We start from the raw sequence: 17,859 nt of genomic DNA, 5'->3' as shown, positions 1-17,859 counted from the left end.
GATCAGCTCCCTTCGGAATGGTCGGCCCCGTTGAGGGCGTCCTGGAGTTGCTTCGGGGCCCGGCCCGGCCGGCGCGGCACCGGCGGCAGCACCTGCCCGGGCAGCGGCGGCACCGGGTACCCGCCCGCCATCGGATCGAACTCGCCCTCCCCCGGGGCCTCCTGCTCCTGACCGGGCTCCTTCTCCTTCCGCAGGAAGTCCCGGACCAGCGCCAGCAGCAGGATCGCGCCGACCGGCGCGCCCACGTACAGCACCACCTGGCCGAAGCCGTACCCCTCGTTGCGCAGCGCCCGCACGCTCGCGATCAGCACCAGCCACACCAGCGAGACCGGGATCAGCACCTTCCAGCCCAGCTTCATGAACTGGTCGTAGCGCAACCGCGGCAGCGTGCCGCGCAGCCAGATGAAGAAGAACAGCAGCAGTTGGATCTTCACGGTGATCCACAGCATCGGCCACCAGCCGTGGTTGGCGCCCTCCCAGAAGGCCGACACCGGCCACGGGGCCCGCCAGCCGCCCAGGAACAGGGTCGACGCCACCGCCGAGACCGTCACCATGTTGACGTACTCGGCCAGCATGAACATCGCGAACTTCAACGAGGAGTACTCGGTGTTGAAACCGCCCACCAGCTCGCCCTCGGCCTCCGGGAGGTCGAACGGCGCCCGGTTGGTCTCCCCGACCATCGCGATGATGTAGACGATGAACGACACCGGCAGCAGCACCGCGAACCACTTCGGCTGCTGGTGCGCCACGATCTCCGAGGTCGACATCGACCCCGAGTAGACGAACACCGCCGCGAAGGACAGGCCCATCGCGATCTCGTAGCTGATCATCTGCGCCGCCGACCGCAACCCGCCCAGCAGCGGGTACGTCGAACCGGAGGACCAACCGGCCAGCACGATCCCGTAGATGCCGATCGAGGCGGTGGCCAGGATGTACAGCAGCGCCACCGGGAAGTCCGTCAGCTGCAGCGGCGTCCGGGTGCCGAAGACCGACACCTCCTCGCCGGCCGGGCCGAACGGGATCACCGCGAAGGCCATGAACGCCGGGATCGCGCAGACGATCGGGGCCAGGACGTAGACCACCTTGTCCGCGCCCTTGACGACCAGGTCCTCCTTGAGCGCCAGCTTCACCCCGTCCGCCAGCGACTGCAGCAGACCCCACGGCCCGTGCCGGTTCGGCCCGATGCGCAACTGCATCCAGGCCACCACCTTGCGCTCCCAGACGATCGCCACCAGCACCGTCAGCACCAGGAAGGCGAAACAGAACACCGCCTTCAACAGCACCAGCCACCACGGGTCCTGGCCGAAGAAGTGGAGCGTCTCGTACGGCTGCGGAGTCGTCATCGGACCTCCCCTTCCCGGGCCCCGCCCTCGACGGCGACCGGCGCGAGCTCGGCCGCGGCGATCGTCACCAGATGGCCGACGGTGGTGCCGAGCGCGCGGTGCGCGCCGCCCGGCGTGGAGTTGAGCGGGACCCAGACCGTCCGGTCCGGGACCGACTCGGTCACCTCCAGCGGCAGGACCAGCGAACCCGCCGGCCCGGTCAGCCGCAGCGCACCCGCGGCGTCCGCGCCGACCTCCTTCGCCGTCGCCGACGACACCCGGGCCACCGCCCGGTGCCGCGTCCCCGCCAGATGCGGATCCCCGTCCTGCAACGAGCCCCCGTCCAGCAGCAGCCGCCAACCCGCCAGCACCGCCTGACCGGTGGCCGGACGCGGCAGCACACCCGGGTGCGCCGCCGGATCCGCCGCGCGGTCACCCCGCCACGGCCCGAAGCGGTCCAGCTCCAGCCGGGCCGCCCGCACGTCCGCCAGGCCCAGCCGGTGCCCCAGCGCGTCCGCCAGCATCGCCAGCACCCGCAGGTCCGACTGGAGGTGACGGCCCATCTGCTGGTCCGGCTTGAGCGCGGCCTCGAACATCCGCACCCGGCCCTCCCAGTCCAGGAACGTCCCCGCCTTCTCCGCCACCGCCGCCACCGGCAGCACTACGTCGGCCCGCTCGGTCACCGCCGACGGCCGCAGCTCCAACGACACCACGAACGGCACCGCCGCCAGGGCCTCCCCGGCCAACGCCGGATCCGGCAGGTCGTCCGGATCCACCCCGCCGACCAGCAGCGCCTCCAGATCGCCCCGCGCCGCCGCGGTCAGGATCTGGCCGGTGTCCCGGCCCGGACGCGACGGCAGCTCCGCCACCCCCCACACCGCGGCCGCCTCCGCCCGCGCCGCCTCGGCCGCCACCGGACGGCCGCCCGGCAGCAGACCCGGCAGCGCACCCGCCTCCACCGCCCCGCGCTCCCCGGCCCGGCGCGGCACCCAGGCCAGCGCCGCCCCGGTCGCGTGCGCCAACCGCAGCACCGCCGTCAACGCGCCCGGCACCGACGCCAGCCGCTCACCCGCCAGGATCACCGCACCCGGCCGGCGCAACAGCTCGGCCGCCCGCCCGGCCTCGTCGTTCAACGGCTCGTCCGCCGCCAGCGCCGCGAACCACTCCGGCTCCGTCCCCGGCGCCGCCGGCAGCAGCGCCCCGCGCAGCTTCGCCAGCCCCCGGGAGGCGAACGACGCCACCGAGAACACCTTGACGCCGTTGCCCCGGGACGCCTTGCGCAGCCGCAGGAAGACGATCGGCGACTCCTCCTCCGGCTCGAACCCCGCCAGCAGCACCGCCGGAGCCTGCTCCAGCCCCGCGTAGTCGACGCCCGAACCGTCCACGTCCACCCCGCGCCCGGCGACCGCCGCGGCCAGGAAGTCCGCCTCCTCACCGCTGTGCGGGCGGGCCCGGAAGTCCACGTCGTTGGTGCCCAGCACCACCCGGGCGAACTTCGCGTACGCGTACGCGTCCTCCACCGTCACCCGGCCGCCCGCCAGCACACCCGTACGCGCCCCGCGCAGGCCCTCCGCGGCCCGCCGCAACGCCTCCGGCCAGGAGACCGGCACCAGCTCGCCGTCCACCCGCACCAGCGGGGTCGTCAACCGGTCCCGCTGCTGGGCGTAACGGAACGCGAAACGGCCCTTGTCGCAGTTCCACTCCTCGTTCACCGCCGGGTCCTCGCCCGCCAGCCGGCGCAGCACCTTGCCCCGCCGGTGATCGGTGCGCTGCGCGCAACCCGCCGAGCAGTGCTCGCACACGCTCGGCGAGGACACCAGGTCGAACGGGCGCGAGCGGAAACGATAAGCCGCCGAGGTCAGCGCACCCACCGGACAGATCTGGATGGTGTTCCCGGAGAAGTACGACTCGAAGTCGTCCCCCTCCCCCGTGCCCACCTGCTGCAGCGCCCCGCGCTCCACCAGGTCGATGAACGGGTCCCCGGCGATCTGCTGCGAGAACCGGGTGCAGCGCGCGCACAGCACGCAGCGCTCCCGGTCCAGCAGCACCTGGCTGCTGATCGGCAGCGGCTTCGCGTAGGTGCGCTTCATCCCCTCGAACCGGGAGTCCGCGGCGCCGCTGCTCATCGCCTGGTTCTGCAAGGGGCACTCGCCGCCCTTGTCGCAGACCGGGCAGTCCAGCGGGTGGTTGATCAGCAGCAGCTCCATCACGCCGCGCTGCGCCTTCTCGGCCACCGGCGAACTCAGCTGGGTGCGCACCACCATGCCCTCGGCGACCGGGATCGTGCAGGAGGCGACCGGCTTGCGCTGGCCCTCGACCTCCACGATGCACTGCCGGCAGGCGCCGGCCGGATCCAGCAGCGGATGGTCGCAGAAGCGCGGGATCTGGGTACCGATGGTCTCGGCGGCCCGGATCACCAAGGTGCCCTTGGGGACCTTCACTTCGACGCCGTCGATGGTGAGCGTGACCAGTTCGACGGCGGCTCCGTCGTTCGTGGAGGCGGCCGGCTCGGTGATCGTCACGCGTGCACCTCCCTCTCGGTGGCGGACTGGTGGCCGGGGCGGGGGCCGTCGGCCCAGACGGTGGAGGCGGCCGGGTCGAACGGGCAGCGGCGCTCGGCCAGGTGCCGCTCGTACTCGGCCCGGAAGTGCTGGAGCGAGGAGACGATCGGGCTCGCCGCGCCGTCGCCCAGCGCGCAGAAGGACTTGCCGTTGATGTTGTCGGCGATGTCGAGGAGCTTCTCCAGGTCCCCCTCGACGCCCTCACCCGCCTCGATCCGCTTCAACAGCTGGACCAGCCAGTAGGTGCCCTCCCGGCAGGGGGTGCACTTGCCGCAGGACTCGTGGGCGTAGAACTCCGTCCAGCGGGTCACCGCCCGCACCACGCAGGTGGTCTCGTCGAAGACCTGCAGCGCCTTGGTGCCGAGCATCGAACCCGCCGCGCCGACGCCCTCGTAGTCCAGCGGGACGTCGAGGTGCTCGTCGGTGAACATCGGGGTGGAGGAGCCGCCCGGGGTCCAGAACTTCAACCGGTGCCCGGCCCGGACACCACCGGAGAGGTCCAGCAGCTGGCGCAGCGTGATGCCGAGCGGGGCCTCGTACTGGCCGGGGTTGGTGACGTGGCCGGACAGCGAGTACAGCGTGAAGCCCGGGGACTTCTCGGTGCCCAGGCCCTTGAACCACTCCTTGCCGCGGGCCAGGATCGGCGGCACCGAGGCGATCGACTCGACGTTGTTGACCACGGTCGGGCAGGCGTACAGGCCGGCGATCGCCGGGAACGGCGGGCGCAGCCTCGGCTGACCGCGCCGGCCCTCCAGCGAGTCCAGCAGGGCCGTCTCCTCGCCGCAGATGTAGGCGCCGGCGCCGGCGTGGACGGTGATGTCCAGGTTCACGCCCGAGCCGAGGATGTCCCGGCCGAGCAGTCCCGCCGCGTACGCCTCGGCGACCGCGGCGTGCAGCCGGCGCAGCACCGGGACGACCTCGCCGCGCAGGTAGACGAAGGCGTGGTCGCAGCGGATCGCGTAGGACGCGATGATCATGCCCTCGATGAGCGAGTGCGGGTTGGCGAACAGCAGCGGGATGTCCTTGCAGGTGCCCGGCTCGGACTCGTCCGCGTTGACCACCAGGTAGTGCGGCTTGCCGTCGTTCTGCGGGATGAACTGCCACTTCATCCCGGTGGGGAAGCCGGCGCCGCCGCGACCGCGCAGACCGGAGTCCTTGACCAGGGCGATCACGTCATCCGGGGGCATCGCGAGGGCCGCCTCGAGGCCCTCGTAGCCGTGGTGGCGGCGGTAGGTGGCGAGGGTCCAGGGGCGGCTGTCGTCCCAGGGGTCGGACAGGACGGGGGTGAGCAGCTTCTCGGCCGGCTCGGCGGAGGTCATCACGCTTCGGTCCCTTCCTGGCCGTCGGCCTTGCCTTCGTGGCTCGGCTCCCCGTGGCCCGGCTCCCCGTGGCCCGGCTCCCCGTGGCGGGGGGCCTCGTGACGGGGGGAGACCACCTTGGTGCCGGCGGTACCCGGCAGGGCCTCGCCGCGCGCCAGCCGCAGCCCGGCCAGCGAGGGGGCGCCGCCGGCGCCGGACTCGTCGTTGGCACCCGGACGCTCGTCCGGGAAGCCGGCCAGGATCCGGGCGGTCTCCTTGAAACCGCACAGCCGGGCACCGCGGGTGGGCCGCACCTCGCGGCCGGCCCGCAGGTCGTCGACCAGCCGGCGGGCGCTCTGCGGGGTCTGGTCGTCGAAGAACTCCCAGTTGACCATCACCACGGGGGCGTAGTCGCAGGCGGCGTTGCACTCGATGTGCTCGATCGAGATCTCACCGTCCTCGGTGGTCTCGTTGTTGCCGATGCCCAGGTGCTCCTGGAGGTCGGCGAAGATCCGGTCCCCGCCGAGCACCGCGCACAGGGTGTTGGTGCAGACCCCGACGTGGTACCTCCCGGCCGGGCGCCGCCGGTACATCGTGTAGAAGGTGGCGACGGCGGTGACCTCGGCCGTGGTGAGCTCCAACTGCTCGGCGCAGAACCGGATCCCGGTCGCGCTGACGAAGCCCTCCTCGGCCTGCACCAGGTGCAGCAGCGGCAGCAGCGCCGAGCGGGCCTGCGGGTAGCGGCCGATCAGCTCGGCGGCGTCGGCGGCCAGCCGGGAGCGCACCTCCTCCGGGTACGGCGGGGCCGGCATCGCCGGCAGTCCCAGTTCGACGTCGGTCACCGGTCCACGCCTCCCATCACCGGGTCGATCCCGGCCACCGCGACGATCACGTCGGCCACCTGGCCGCCCTCGCACATCGCCGCCATCGTCTGCAGATTGGTGAACGACGGGTCCCGGAAGTGCACCCGGTACGGGCGCGTCCCGCCGTCGCTGACCACGTGCACGCCCAGCTCGCCCTTGGGCGACTCGACCGCCGTGTACGCCTGGCCGACCGGGACCCGGAAGCCCTCGGTGACCAGCTTGAAGTGGTGGATCAGGGCCTCCATCGAGCTGCCCATGATCTTGCGGATGTGGTCGAGCGAATTGCCCATCCCGTCCGGGCCGACGGCCAGTTGGGCCGGCCAGGCGATCTTCTTGTCGGCCACCATGACCGGGCCCGGGCGCAACCGGTCCAGGCACTGCTCGACGATCCGCAAGGACTGCTTCATCTCCTCCAGCCGGATCAGGAACCGGCCGTAGGAGTCGGCGGTGTCGGCGACCGCGACCTCGAAGTCGTAGTCCTGGTAGCCGCAGTACGGATCGGTCTTGCGCAGGTCGTGCGGCAGGCCGGTGGCGCGCAGGATCGGGCCGGTGGCGCCCAGGGCCAGGCAGCCGGCCAGGTCCAGGAAGCCGACGTCGACCAGCCGGGCCTTGAACACCGGGTTGCCGGTGGCAAGTTTGTCGTACTCGTGCATCCGGGAGCGGAAGGTGCGGACCGCCTCGCGGATCTGGTCGACGGCGCCGGGCGGCAGGTCCTGGGCCAGCCCGCCGGGGCGGACGTACGCGTGGTTCATGCGCAGGCCGGTGACCAGCTCGAAGACGTCCAGGATCAGCTCGCGGTCCCGGAAGCCGTAGATCATCAGGGTGGTGGAGCCGATCTCCATGCCACCGGTGGCCAGACAGACCAGGTGCGAGGCGATCCGGTTGAGCTCCATCATCATCACCCGGATGACGCTGGCCCGGTCCGGGACGTCGTCGGTGATGCCGAGCAGCTTCTCGACCGCCAGGCAGTAGGCGGTCTCGTTGAACAGCGGGGTCAGGTAGTCCATGCGGGTCACGAACGTGGTGCCCTGGACCCAGCTGCGGAACTCCATGTTCTTCTCGATGCCGGTGTGGAGGTAGCCGATGCCGCAGCGGGCCTCCTTCACCGTCTCGCCGTCGATCTCCAGGATCAGCCGCAGCACGCCATGGGTGGACGGGTGCTGCGGGCCCATGTTGACGATGATGCGTTCGTCGTCGGCCCGGCCGACCGCCTCGACCACCTCGCCCCAGTCGCCGCCGGTGACGGTGAAGACCCGGCCCTCGGTGGTGTCGCGGGCGTCTGCTTCCTCGTAGTGCTGAGTACTCATCAGCTGTACGACCTCCGCTGGTCGGGAGCCGGGATCTGGGCGCCCTTGTACTCGACGGGGATGCCGCCAAGCGGGTAGTCCTTGCGCTGCGGGTGGCCCAGCCAGTCGTCCGGCATCATGATCCGGGTGAGCGCCGGGTGGCCGTCGAAGACCAGGCCGAAGAAGTCGTAGGCCTCGCGCTCGTGCCAGTCGTTGGTCGGGTAGACGCTCACCACGGAGGGGATCCGCGGGTCGGCGTCCGGGGCGGTGACCTCCACCCTGATCAGCCGGCCGTGGGTGATCGAACGCAGGTGGTAGACCGCGTGCAGCTCGCGGCCCCGGTCGCCCGGGTAGTGCACCCCGCTCACGCCCAGGCACAGCTCGAAGCGCAGCGCCGGGTCGTCGCGCAGGATGCGCACCGCCCTCAACAGGTGGGTGCGGTCCAGGTGGAAGGTGAGCTCGCCGCGGTCGACCACGGTCTTCTCGATCACCTCGGCCGGGTCCAGGCCCTGCTCCTCCAGCGCGCCCTCGAACTCGTCGGCGACCTCGTCGAACCAGCCGCCGTACGGGCGTTCGCTCGGGCCGGGCAGCACGATCGGGGCGGCCAGACGGCCGAAGCCGGAGGTGTCGCCGGTGCCGTCGGCGCCGAACATGCCCTGCCGGCGGCCGACCACCTCGACCGGGATCTCCCGGGGCGGCTGCTCGCGGCGGGTCTCGGGTACCTGCTCGGTCATCGCAGCTGCCCCCGCATCTCGCTGATCGGGGTCGCCTTGAGGGCCAGGGCCTCGCCCAACTCCTCGGCGCGGCGCCGGTTCACGCCCAGCGGCTCGTGCTGGATCTTGTCGTGCAGCTTCAGGATGGCGTCCATCAGCATCTCCGGGCGGGGCGGGCAACCGGGCAGGTAGATGTCCACCGGGACGATGTGGTCGACGCCCTGCACGATCGCGTAGTTGTTGAACATCCCGCCGGAGGAGGCGCAGACGCCCATCGAGATGACCCACTTCGGATTGGGCATCTGGTCGTACACCTGGCGCAGCACCGGGGCCATCTTCTGACTCACCCGGCCCGCCACGATCATCAGATCGGCCTGCCGGGGGGAGCCCCGGAAGACCTCCATCCCGAACCGGGCCAGGTCGTAGCGGCCGGCACCGGTGGTCATCATCTCGATCGCGCAGCAGGCCAGACCGAAGGTGGCCGGGAAGAGTGACGCCTTGCGCACCCAGCCGGCGGCCGTCTCCACGGTCGTGAGCAGAAAGCCGCTCGGCAGCTTCTCCTCGATTCCCATCAGATCCCTCTCAATGCCCTCAAGTCCTCTGGTACGTCCGGCGATGCGCCCGCGGAGCGTCCGGGGGAACGTCCGGCCCGTCCGAGCTTGTCCGCTCGTTCACAAGGGCGGCGGCGCCACCCCTGCCTCAGTCCCACTCCAGGCCGCCGCGCCGCCAGACGTAGGCGTACGCGACGAAGACGGTGGCGATGAACAGGAGCATCTCGACCAACCCGAAGAGCCCCAGGGAGTCGAAGGTCACCGCCCAGGGGTAGAGGAAGACGATCTCGATGTCGAAGACGATGAAGAGCATCGCCGTCAGGTAGTACTTGATCGGGAACCGACCGCCGCCCACGGGCTGCGGGGTCGGCTCGATGCCGCACTCGTACGCCTCCAACTTGGCCCGGTTGTAGCGCTTGGGGCCGGTGAGTGAGGCCATCACGACGGAACCGACCGCGAACGCCGCCGCGATGGCACCGAGTACGAGGATCGGCGCGTAGGCATTCATAGCCCCCGCTCCCTCCGTCCAGTCGTCCTTGACTGCAGATCGGAACCGGCGGGTCACGCTGAGGTGAACCCGCGTTCCAGTTCCCGAGATCCACCTCATGTGAGGCAGTTCACAAAGCCTGGAACGAGCGCATCCTATGCCCGGTGGCTTGTGATCTGCGACACGCAGTTCATCGTCATCTTTGTGATCTACGACACCATGTGAATGGTGGCGAATGTGAACATGCCCAGAGTTGTCAACGCAAAGGAGTCAAATGGTCACAAGTAGTCGCATTTATCTTGGAAGCGGCTGGTCAGAGGCGCATTCCTATATCAACTATGCTCCGGGGATAGCAAATTTCGGAGCGTCATGTTGACGTGTTATAGCGGCTCACTCGGAGGGGTGGTGGGGGGAGGAACGCTTGCTTGACCCTTTGTTCACAAGCGCGCGATGTTGTCGTGGGGGCCTCCCCCTCCCCCTCCCCCTCCCCCTCCCCCTCCCCCTCCCCCTCCCGCCGCCCGCCGCCCGCCGCCCGCCGCCCGCCGCCCGCCGCCCGCCGCCCGCGCCAGGGTTGCCCACCAGCTGCCGGTGTCACCTGCGCTGGGCCGGCCGGTCCCAGCGCGGGGCTGCTGCGCGCTCGCAGCCCTGGCAGCCTGTGGGCCCCTGGGGGCCTGCCCTCCGCCTCCTCCGCCTCCGCTTCACCCGCCGCCCTCGCGGCGCCGCCTCCCGTATAGGGCAGGCCCAACGTTCCGCTGCGGCCCTCGGATCCCTCGGCCCGCCTCCTCCTCTGCCCTGCCTCCCTCTCGCTCTCGGGCCACGCTCTGGCGCAGGCCGCCTCCGTCGTTCCGCTCTCGCCCTTCGGGCCAGGGGCCGGCTACCGGTTGCCGACTGCCTGCTCCCACACCCAGGCCGCGATGCCCACCCGGTTACGGGCACCGAGCTTGCGCTGGATGTTGGCGAGGTGGTTCTTCACGGTTCCCGGTGAGATGAAGAGCCCGGCGCCGATCTCGGCGTTGGTCGCTCCATCGGCCACCAGCTCAGCGATCTCCTTTTCCCTCTCGGTCAGTTCTTCCACCGGGCCGGCTATCAACGGACCCAGCAGGCCTGCTCCACCCGCGGACCCAGGCATCGGGGCGGCCCCCGGCAGCGTCATGTGCTGCAACAACCGCACAGTGACCTGCGGACTGATCAACGCGTCACCGGCCATCGCCGCTCTGACCGCCTCGATCAGCAGAACCGGCCCCGAACGCTTGAGCAAGAAGCCCGCCGCGCCGTGCCGCAAGGCCGTGTGCACGTACTCGTCCAGGTCGAAGGTGGTCACCACGATCACCTTGCACTGACCGGCGAGTTGCCGCGTGACCTCCAGACCGTCGAGCTTCGGCATCCGGATGTCCGCGAGCACCACGTCCGGCCGCAGCCTCTTAGCCTCCTGTACCGCCCCGGCACCGTCCGCGGCCTCGGCCACCACCGTCATGTCCGGCTGGGCGTCCAGGATCATCCTGAACGCACTGCGGATGTCCGCCTGGTCATCCGCGACCAGGACCCGGATCGGCTTTGCGCTGCTGCTCATCCGCTCTTCTCCCCTGCACCCGCACTCGTCCTCGTCGGAGTCTCCGACCGCTCCGGTTCCTCCCGCCCTGCCAGCGGCAGCCTCGCCGTCACGCACCAGGCCTCCCGCTCATGCGCTCCCGCCTCGAAGGTGCCGCCGAGTGCCTCCACCCGCGCGGCCAGACCGGGCAGTCCGCTGCCACCGCCGCGACGGGGCCGACTGGCCGCCCCCGTCGACCGACCGTCGTTCGTCACGGTCAGCTCGAGCCACTCGCCGACACGGCGTGCCCGGACGTCGACCCGTGCGGCGCCCTGGGCGTGCCGTCGGACATTGGTCAGCGCCTCGACGACGATCCGGTGGACCGTCCCGCCCAGCTCCCTCGGAACCGGCTGCTCCGGCAGTTCCAGCCGGACCTCCGCGCCGCCCGCGGCGGTGAACCGCTCGGCCACCTCCGCGAGTTCCGACAGCCCCGGCTGTGGGCCGCGCCCGGTCCCCTCCTCCGTGCGCAGCAGCTGGACCGTCCGGTCCAGCGATGCCAGGGCCCGCTGCCCGGCCTGCTCTATCCGTTCGAACATGGCCACCGCTCGGGCCGGGTCGACCGAGGCCAGGTAGGCGCCGGCCTGGGCCTGGGCCACCATGCCGCTGACGTCGTGCGCCACGAAGTCGTGGAGGTCGTGGGCCAGTTCGAGCCGCTGGGCCCGCCTGGCCTCGACCACCGCCTTGGCGCGCCCCTCGTCCAGACCCCTCAGGTAGAGCCCGATCAGGACGGCCGGCAGGGAGAGCGCCGAGCCGAAGCCGAAGATCGTGAGGACGTCCCCAGGCCCTTCGACGAACGCGAACCTGGTCAGCCAGAGGGCGACCGCTCCGCACGCCGTCCAGGCCGCCAGCGCGCACCGCGGGCCGTCCTCGGCGCGCAGGGTGATGACCACCGAGAGCAGCAGGACGGCCAGTTCGACCAGGCCGAGCAGTCCGGCCCAGCGGTCGCCCTCCGCCCAGCGGCCGAGGATCCAGACGGCGGCCGTGACCACCACCGAGGACACCCCGAGCGCCAAGGTCACGGCTGCCGTGCCACGGCGGCCCCGCGCCGACCAGGCGGGCAGTGTTAGGACCAGGACGACCCCGGACAGGATCTGAGTCATCGTCATCACCTCTCCTCGACTCTTCGACTGCCGTCACATTACGGCGCGGGAGGGGCGGCGCACCTGTGCCGATCGGCACATTTCAAAGGGCAGTTGAGCAGGAGGAACAGCCCGATCGGCATCTGCCGCCAGTCCGTCCCGGCCGCCAGTCTTGAGTCATCGCACCGGCCACGGGGCCGGAGCCGAAGGGAGTGCACCGCCATGTCGAAGCTCGTGATCAATGCCCGCGTATCCGACCACCGGATGGCCCCGGTCAACGCGGTCGACCGGGACGTCCCGCCCGCCCCGCGCTGGGCCCGGATCGCCGCCACGGCCGCCGCGCTCAGCACGGTTCCCTCGGGGCTGTGGCGGGTCGTCTTCGGCTTCGGCGTCCCGCTCGGGTTCAGTGGGGCGACGGCCGCGGCGTACGCGGAGCACCAGCCGGGCTGGGGCACGGTCTACTGCGTGGCGCTGAGTGCGCTGGCGGAGGGGCTGGCGTTCCTGACCCTGGGCCTGGTCCGGCCCTGGGGGCAGGTGGTTCCGCGCTGGATCCCGCTGATAGCCGGCCGACGGGTGCGCCCCATGTTCGCCGTCGTTCCGGCCTTGTTGGGCGCGCTCGTGCTGACCGGGCTGGGGCTGTTCGCCCTGTTCGGCGGCTGGGCCCGGAACCTGGCCGAGGTGGATTCGCCACACGGCCTCGGCGCCGTGGTGATGACTCTCGCCTACCTGCCCCTGGTCGCCTGGGGCCCGCTGCTGGGCGCGGTCACCATCGACTACGCCCGTCGGGCTCTGTGGCGGCGCCGGTGACGAGGGCCACGGATCAGACCGGGGCCGGCTCCGGGCTCGGCTCCTCCGCCTCGGGTGCGCTCTCGCCCGCGTTCGCGGCCGGGCGCGGCGCAGGTGCGGTCCGCCGCCCCCACTCGGTCGCGATCAGCACCAGGGCTCCGCCGAGCAGGGCGAGCGGGCCCATCCGGTTCCCGGCCACGGTGAGGCCGAAGACGGCGGCCCACAGCGGTTCGGTGCCGAGCAGCAGGCTCACCCGGGACGGCGAGGTGGCCCGGACGGCCCACATCTGGACGAAGAAGGCGAACAGGGTGCAGAACAGGGACAGATGCAGCAGCCAGGCCCATTGGCCAGCCCCGTACGAGCGGGCGACGGTCCAGGGTGCGGGCCCGACGGACAGCGCGACCACGGAGAACACTGCGGTGGCCGAGGCGAGTTGGACCCAGGTGACGGCGAGCATGTCGGTGTCGCGGACGGCCCGGGTGCGGGCCATCGCCAGGACGTACGCCGAGCGGACGAGGGCGGCGGCCAGCACCAACAGGTCACCGAGGGTCGGAGGGCGCAGCCCGCCGTCGCCGGTGAGCAGTGCTACGCCGAGGACGGCCAGCCCGGCGGCCGCGAGGAAGGCCCGCGGCGGCGCGGTCCGGCCGAGGGCGCTCTCGCCGAGCGGGGTGAGCACCATCGCGAGGCTGATGATCAGCCCGGCATTGGTCGCGGAGGTGTGCACGGCGCCGTAGGTCTCCAGCAGGAAGATCCCGCTGAGGACCAGGCCCAGCGCGGCGCCGCCGAGCCATTCGGCGCGGCTCAGCTTCCGCAGTGAGCGCCGGGCGACCACCCCGAGCAGCGGCAGCACCAGCCCGAAGCGCAGGACGAGCATCGCCACGACCGTCTCCGGGTCGGCCACTCGCTGGACGGCGAGGAAGCTCGACCCCCACACCACTGCCACGAGCAGGACCGGCAGATCACGAAGGCCCGATGAGGACGAGGACGAGGACAGGGAGGCACACATGAGGAGGATCCCTCCGTACGAACGGAACCGGCGGGTGCGAGGACCGTACGGCGTCGGACGGACCCGGGAGCTGGGCGTGTGGCTCAGCGGGGGACGGGGCGAGGGGTGGAGCAAGGGGGCGCCATCTTCGCGCACCGGGCCGCCGGTGATCAATGCCCCTGCCGGGCGCCGGCGGGTCAGGAGGCGAGCAGACCGTTCGTCTCGGCGATGTCCTCGATGTCGGCTGGGGTACCGGACATGATGGCGCGGACGTGCTCGGTGACGAGCTCGGCCGGCCAGTCCCACCAGGCGGCCCGGAGGAGGCGTTCGATGTCGGCGTCGTCGAAGCGGCGTCGGATCGGACGGGCGGGGTTGCCGCCGACGATCGTGTAGGGCTCGACGTCGGCGGTGACCACCGCACCGGCCGCGATGATCGCTCCGTCGCCGATCCGGACGCCCGGCAGGACGGTGGCGCCGAAGCCGAACCAGACGTCGTTGCCGACCACGGTGTCGCCGCGGCTGGGCAGGCCCGTGACGATGTCGAGGGTCTGCTCGGTCCAGCTGCCACCGAACATCGTGAAGGGGAAGGTGGAGACGCCGATGGTCGGGTGGGCGGCCCCGGCCATCAGGAAGCGGGTGCCGGTGGCGATCGCGCAGTACTTGCCGATCACCAGCCGTTCGGGGCCGTAGGCGTAGAGGACGTTGCGTTCCTCGAAGCGGGTGGCTCCGTCGGGGTCGTCGAAGTACGTGTACTCGCCGACCTCGATCCTCGGGTCGGTGACGAGCGGGCGCAGCAGGACCACTCGGTCGTGGCCGGCGAGCGGGTGGAGGGCGGTCGGGTCGGGGACGGCACGGGTGGTCACACAGGCTCCTCTCGTAATGCGACTTGAGTCGCATTACGATGAGCATGGCACGACCACCACCCCGCAGCAAGCCTTAATGCGACAGGAGTCGACTTTGAGCGAGTCCAGCACCCCCGCCCGGCAGCCGTCCCGCACACCCACCCCACGCCCGGGCGGGCGCAGCGCCCGGGTCCGCGCGGACGTGGTCGCCGCCACGCTCGCCGAGGTCACCGAGAAGGGGTACGACGGCCTCACCGCCGAGGCGGTCGCGGCACGGTCCGGCGTCCACAAGGCGACCCTCTACCGACGGTGGGGCGGAGTGGACGGCCTGATCGCCGACGCACTGACCGCCTCCGCCGACCAGCCCTGGCCACTACCCGACACCGGAGACCTGCAAGAGGATCTCCGCCGAATCACCCAGGAGGTGTTCAGCGTCTTCACCGACCCGGAGCAGGGCCCCACGCCCACCGCGCTGATCTCCGCCGCCCAGCGCTCCGACGTCGGCGCGGCCGCCCTGCGCGAGTTCTTCGCGGCCCGCCACCGCCAGGCCGCCGAGGTCGCCGAACGGGCCGTTGGACGCGGCGACCTTCCCGCCGGGACGGACGGCGTCGAGGTGGTCCGGGCCGCCACCGCCCCGCTCTACTACCGGCTGTTCGTCACCGGCGAACCGCTGGACGCCCGCACCGCCGAACGGGCCGCCGACGCCGCCGCCCTCGCCGCCCGAGCCGGACTGTTCACGCCTATCCCGAAAGAGAACTGACTTCACATCACCGCCGACAGCCGAAGGAGCCCCAGCCGCCCCACCCCCTACCGAAGACCCACCCGGCCGTGGATGATTCCTCCATGACAAGCACGCCGTCCACCACCCCACGGAAGGCCCGTCACGTGAAGCGGAAGCACTGGGCGCTGGTCGCCGCCGCCACCGTCCTCCCGCTCGCGGCGAGCACCGGCACGGCCGTCGCGGCCCCCTCCGGCGCCACCCCCGCCCCGAGCGCGGCCTGCACCTACACACCCGCCGTCCCGGCCGACAACTTCAAGGGCATCCCGGTCTTCGACGCCGCGAAGGCGGCCCGCCCCTACCAGGCGACCCTGCGCACCAACCAGGGCCCGATCACCTTCGAGGCGCTGACCGACAAGGCGCCCTGCACCACCTTCTCGTTCCGCTTCCTCGCCGAGCACGACTACTTCGACCGTAGCCACTGCCACCGGCTCACCACCCAGCGGATCTACGTGTTGCAGTGCGGCGACCCGACCGGGACGGGCAGCGGCGGTCCGGGCTACTCCTTCCCGGACGAGAACCTGACCGGCGCCACCTACCCGGCCGGCACCGTGGCCATGGCCAACGCCGGTCCGAACACCAACGGAAGCCAGTTCTTCATCGTCTGGAAGGACACCAAGCTTTCCCCCGCCTACACCCCGTTCGGCCGGGTGACGGCCGGTCTGGACGTCCTGCAGAAGATCGCCGCCGCCGGCGAGGACGACCAGAACAGCCCGGGCGACGGATTCCCGAACGTCCCCGTGAACATCCGCCACGTGAAGATCAGCAAGCGCTGATCCACCGGCCGGGCAGGCGATCACCTGGGGTGGGCCGGGCCGCACCGGGCCGGCGCGCAGCGGTCCGGCCCGCCCCCCTTGCCGCTCCCGTACGGTGGCAGCACCAACGACACCGCAGGGGAGCAGCACCGCATGGACAGCCGGATCTGGGAGAGCGTCGACCACCTGGTCGCGTGGCTGGACCAGCAGAGCACCCAGTCGCCGCAGGAGGAGCGCCTGCTGCGGCTGCTCAAGCTCTCCGAGGAGATCGGCGAGGTCGGCGCCGCGGTGATCGGCGCGACCGGTCAGAACCCGCGCAAGGGCGTCACCCACACCTGGGAGGACGTCCAGCACGAGCTCTGCGACGTCGTGTTCAGTGCCCTCGTCGCCCTGCGGACGCTCACCCCCGACGCGGCCCGGGTGTTCGACGAGCGCCTCGCCTACGTCGAACAGCGCTCCGCCGCCTCCCGTGACACCGCGGAGCAGGACACGGCAGAGCAGGACACGGCGGAGCAGGATGCGGCAGAGCAGGATTCTGCCGCGCAGGGGACGACGAAGCAGCAGACGACACCGAAGTCGCCCTGACCAGCCCCCCAGCGCCCCAGGCACCCTCCGCCCCCGGCGCCCCAGGCACCCCCAGCGCCCCCGCGCCCCAGGCACCCCTTCCCTTCGCCTCAGGCGTTCGGCGCGACCCTCGCCAGCCCGTTGATCACGCGGTCCATGGCGTCGCCGCCCTGCGGGTCGGTGAGGTTGGCGAGCAGCTTGAGGGTGAAGCGCATCAAAAGCGGTCGCGGCAGGCCGTGCTGGGCGGCGAGCTGCATCACCTTGGGGTTGCCGATGAGCTTCACGAAGGCGCGGCCGAGCGTGTAGTAGCCGCCGTACACGTCCTTGAGGATGCGCGGGTAGGCCTGCAGGGCGCGCTCGCGGCCGCCCTCGGTGACGCGGGCGTGGGCCTGCACGATGACGCCGGCGGCGATCTGGCCGGATTCCATCGCGTAGGCGATGCCCTCGCCGTTGAACGGGTTGACCATGCCGCCCGCGTCGCCGACCAGCAGCAGGCCGCAGGTGTAGTGCGGCTGCCGGTTGAAGGCCATCGGCAGGGCGGCGCCGCGGATCGGCTCGGTCATGTTCTCGGGGGTGTAGCCCCACTCGGCGGGCATGCTCGCGCACCAGGCCTTGAGCACCTCGCGCCAGTCGAGTTCGCCGAAGGCGGGCGAGGAGTTGAGGATGCCGAGGCCGACGTTGGAGGTGCCGTCGCCCATGCCGAAGACCCAGCCGTAGCCGGGCAGCAGCTTGCGCTGGCTGCCGCGGGTGTCCCACAGCTCCAGCCAGGACTCCAGGTAGTCGTCGTCGTGGCGCGGCGAGTTGAAGTAGGTGCGGTAGGCGACGCCCATCGGGCGGTCCTCGCGGCGGTGCAGGCCCATGGCGAGGGAGAGCCGGGTGGAGTTGCCGTCGGCGGCGACGACCAGCGGGGCGCGGAAGGTGACCGGTCGCTTCTCCTCGCCGAGCTTGGCGGTGACGCCGACGATCCGGCCGGTGCGCTCGTCCAGGACCGGGCCGCTGACGTTGCAGCGCTCGTAGAGCCTGGCACCGGCCTTCTCGGCCTGACGGGCGAGCAGTTCGTCGAAGTCGGCGCGCTTGCGGACGAGGCCGTAGTCGGGGAAGGAGGCCAGCTCGGGCCAGTCCAGCTCCAGCCGGACGCCGCCGCCGATGATGCGCAGGCCCTTGTTGTGCAGCCAGCCGTTCTCGGTGGAGACGTCGATGCCCATGTCCACCAGCTGCTTGGTGGCGCGCGGGGTGAGGCCGTCTCCGCAGACCTTCTCGCGCGGGAAGGCGGTCTTCTCCAGCAGCAGGACGTCCAGTCCGGCCTGGGCGAGGTAGTACGCGGTGGTGGCGCCGGCCGGGCCCGCGCCGACCACGATGACGTCGGCGGTGCTCTCGACCGTGCTGTCCGGCTTCGTCAGA

Annotated in this window: 17 protein-coding genes; 4 read left to right on the top strand and 13 right to left on the bottom strand. The window is 71.6% G+C overall.

What is annotated here, in order from left to right; translation table 11 throughout:
* Positions 1-2: 2 nt before the first annotated feature.
* The 10 genes from nuoH to ACZ58X_RS14565 all read right to left on the bottom strand — a co-directional run bounded on the left by nuoH (position 3) and on the right by ACZ58X_RS14565 (position 11,775).
* Positions 3-1,343, bottom strand: coding sequence for an NADH-quinone oxidoreductase subunit NuoH (gene nuoH / locus ACZ58X_RS14610; RefSeq protein WP_470334003.1), 1,341 nt, complete (start codon positions 1,341-1,343; stop codon positions 3-5).
* Positions 1,340-3,844, bottom strand: a complete 2,505-nt coding sequence (locus ACZ58X_RS14605) for an NADH-quinone oxidoreductase subunit G (RefSeq protein ID WP_470334002.1) — start codon at positions 3,842-3,844, stop codon at positions 1,340-1,342. The genes nuoH and ACZ58X_RS14605 overlap by 4 nt, the downstream gene beginning before the upstream one ends.
* Entirely contained in the window at positions 3,841-5,202 is a 1,362-nt protein-coding gene (gene nuoF / locus ACZ58X_RS14600; protein ID WP_470334001.1) for an NADH-quinone oxidoreductase subunit NuoF, read from the bottom strand. The genes ACZ58X_RS14605 and nuoF overlap by 4 nt, the downstream gene beginning before the upstream one ends.
* Complete coding sequence (nuoE, locus tag ACZ58X_RS14595) at positions 5,202-5,993, bottom strand: NADH-quinone oxidoreductase subunit NuoE (protein WP_470334114.1); 792 nt, start codon at positions 5,991-5,993, stop codon at positions 5,202-5,204. The genes nuoF and nuoE overlap by 1 nt, the downstream gene beginning before the upstream one ends.
* Positions 5,994-6,019: 26 nt before the next feature.
* The gene (locus ACZ58X_RS14590) at positions 6,020-7,351 is read right to left on the bottom strand and encodes an NADH-quinone oxidoreductase subunit D (protein WP_470334000.1); all 1,332 of its coding nucleotides are present in this window, start codon (positions 7,349-7,351) and stop codon (positions 6,020-6,022) included.
* The gene (locus ACZ58X_RS14585; RefSeq protein ID WP_470333999.1) at positions 7,351-8,064 is read right to left on the bottom strand and encodes an NADH-quinone oxidoreductase subunit C; all 714 of its coding nucleotides are present in this window, start codon (positions 8,062-8,064) and stop codon (positions 7,351-7,353) included. Before ACZ58X_RS14585 ends, ACZ58X_RS14590 begins: the two co-directional genes overlap by 1 nt.
* The gene (locus ACZ58X_RS14580) at positions 8,061-8,615 is read right to left on the bottom strand and encodes a NuoB/complex I 20 kDa subunit family protein (protein WP_074005520.1); all 555 of its coding nucleotides are present in this window, start codon (positions 8,613-8,615) and stop codon (positions 8,061-8,063) included. Before ACZ58X_RS14580 ends, ACZ58X_RS14585 begins: the two co-directional genes overlap by 4 nt.
* 127 nt (positions 8,616-8,742) lie before the next feature.
* Positions 8,743-9,102 carry an NADH-quinone oxidoreductase subunit A gene (locus ACZ58X_RS14575; protein WP_360239135.1) on the bottom strand — a complete coding sequence of 120 codons (360 nt, stop codon included), beginning with the start codon at positions 9,100-9,102 and terminating at the stop codon, positions 8,743-8,745.
* 853 nt (positions 9,103-9,955) lie between these two features.
* Positions 9,956-10,651 carry a response regulator transcription factor gene (locus ACZ58X_RS14570; protein ID WP_470333998.1) on the bottom strand — a complete coding sequence of 232 codons (696 nt, stop codon included), beginning with the start codon at positions 10,649-10,651 and terminating at the stop codon, positions 9,956-9,958.
* Positions 10,648-11,775 carry a sensor histidine kinase gene (locus ACZ58X_RS14565; RefSeq protein WP_470333997.1) on the bottom strand — a complete coding sequence of 376 codons (1,128 nt, stop codon included), beginning with the start codon at positions 11,773-11,775 and terminating at the stop codon, positions 10,648-10,650. Before ACZ58X_RS14565 ends, ACZ58X_RS14570 begins: the two co-directional genes overlap by 4 nt.
* Positions 11,776-11,970: 195 nt before the next feature.
* On the opposite strand from ACZ58X_RS14565, the gene ACZ58X_RS14560 reads away from it, so the two are divergent.
* Positions 11,971-12,555: a hypothetical protein gene (locus tag ACZ58X_RS14560; protein ID WP_470333996.1), complete on the top strand. Its 585-nt coding sequence runs from the start codon at positions 11,971-11,973 to the stop codon at positions 12,553-12,555.
* 13 nt (positions 12,556-12,568) lie between these two features.
* On the opposite strand, the gene ACZ58X_RS14555 is transcribed toward ACZ58X_RS14560, so the two are convergent.
* On the bottom strand, positions 12,569-13,540 hold the full coding sequence (locus ACZ58X_RS14555) for a DMT family transporter (protein ID WP_470333995.1): 972 nt from the start codon (positions 13,538-13,540) through the stop codon (positions 12,569-12,571).
* A gap of 176 nt (positions 13,541-13,716) precedes the next feature.
* Positions 13,717-14,382 (bottom strand): CatB-related O-acetyltransferase, encoded by a 666-nt coding sequence (locus ACZ58X_RS14550; RefSeq protein WP_470333994.1) that lies wholly within the window; start codon positions 14,380-14,382, stop codon positions 13,717-13,719.
* A 94-nt stretch (positions 14,383-14,476) separates the two neighbouring features.
* Between ACZ58X_RS14550 and ACZ58X_RS14545 the strand changes: the two genes are divergently transcribed.
* From ACZ58X_RS14545 to ACZ58X_RS14535, 3 genes are all read left to right on the top strand, one after another.
* Positions 14,477-15,121 (top strand): TetR/AcrR family transcriptional regulator, encoded by a 645-nt coding sequence (locus ACZ58X_RS14545; protein WP_470333993.1) that lies wholly within the window; start codon positions 14,477-14,479, stop codon positions 15,119-15,121.
* A gap of 83 nt (positions 15,122-15,204) precedes the next feature.
* Positions 15,205-15,915 carry a peptidylprolyl isomerase gene (locus ACZ58X_RS14540; RefSeq protein ID WP_470333992.1) on the top strand — a complete coding sequence of 237 codons (711 nt, stop codon included), beginning with the start codon at positions 15,205-15,207 and terminating at the stop codon, positions 15,913-15,915.
* A 132-nt stretch (positions 15,916-16,047) separates the two neighbouring features.
* Positions 16,048-16,479 (top strand): MazG-like family protein, encoded by a 432-nt coding sequence (locus ACZ58X_RS14535; RefSeq protein WP_470333991.1) that lies wholly within the window; start codon positions 16,048-16,050, stop codon positions 16,477-16,479.
* Between the two features lie 89 nt (positions 16,480-16,568).
* Here ACZ58X_RS14535 and ACZ58X_RS14530 read toward each other — a convergent pair whose 3' ends face one another.
* The gene (locus ACZ58X_RS14530; RefSeq protein WP_470334113.1) at positions 16,569-17,858 is read right to left on the bottom strand and encodes a geranylgeranyl reductase family protein; all 1,290 of its coding nucleotides are present in this window, start codon (positions 17,856-17,858) and stop codon (positions 16,569-16,571) included.
* Between the last annotated feature and the right edge of the window lies 1 nt (position 17,859).

The sequence above is a fragment of the Kitasatospora sp. NPDC040550 genome, assembly GCF_055594965.1.
This window is presented reverse-complemented; position numbering and strand designations above follow the sequence as displayed.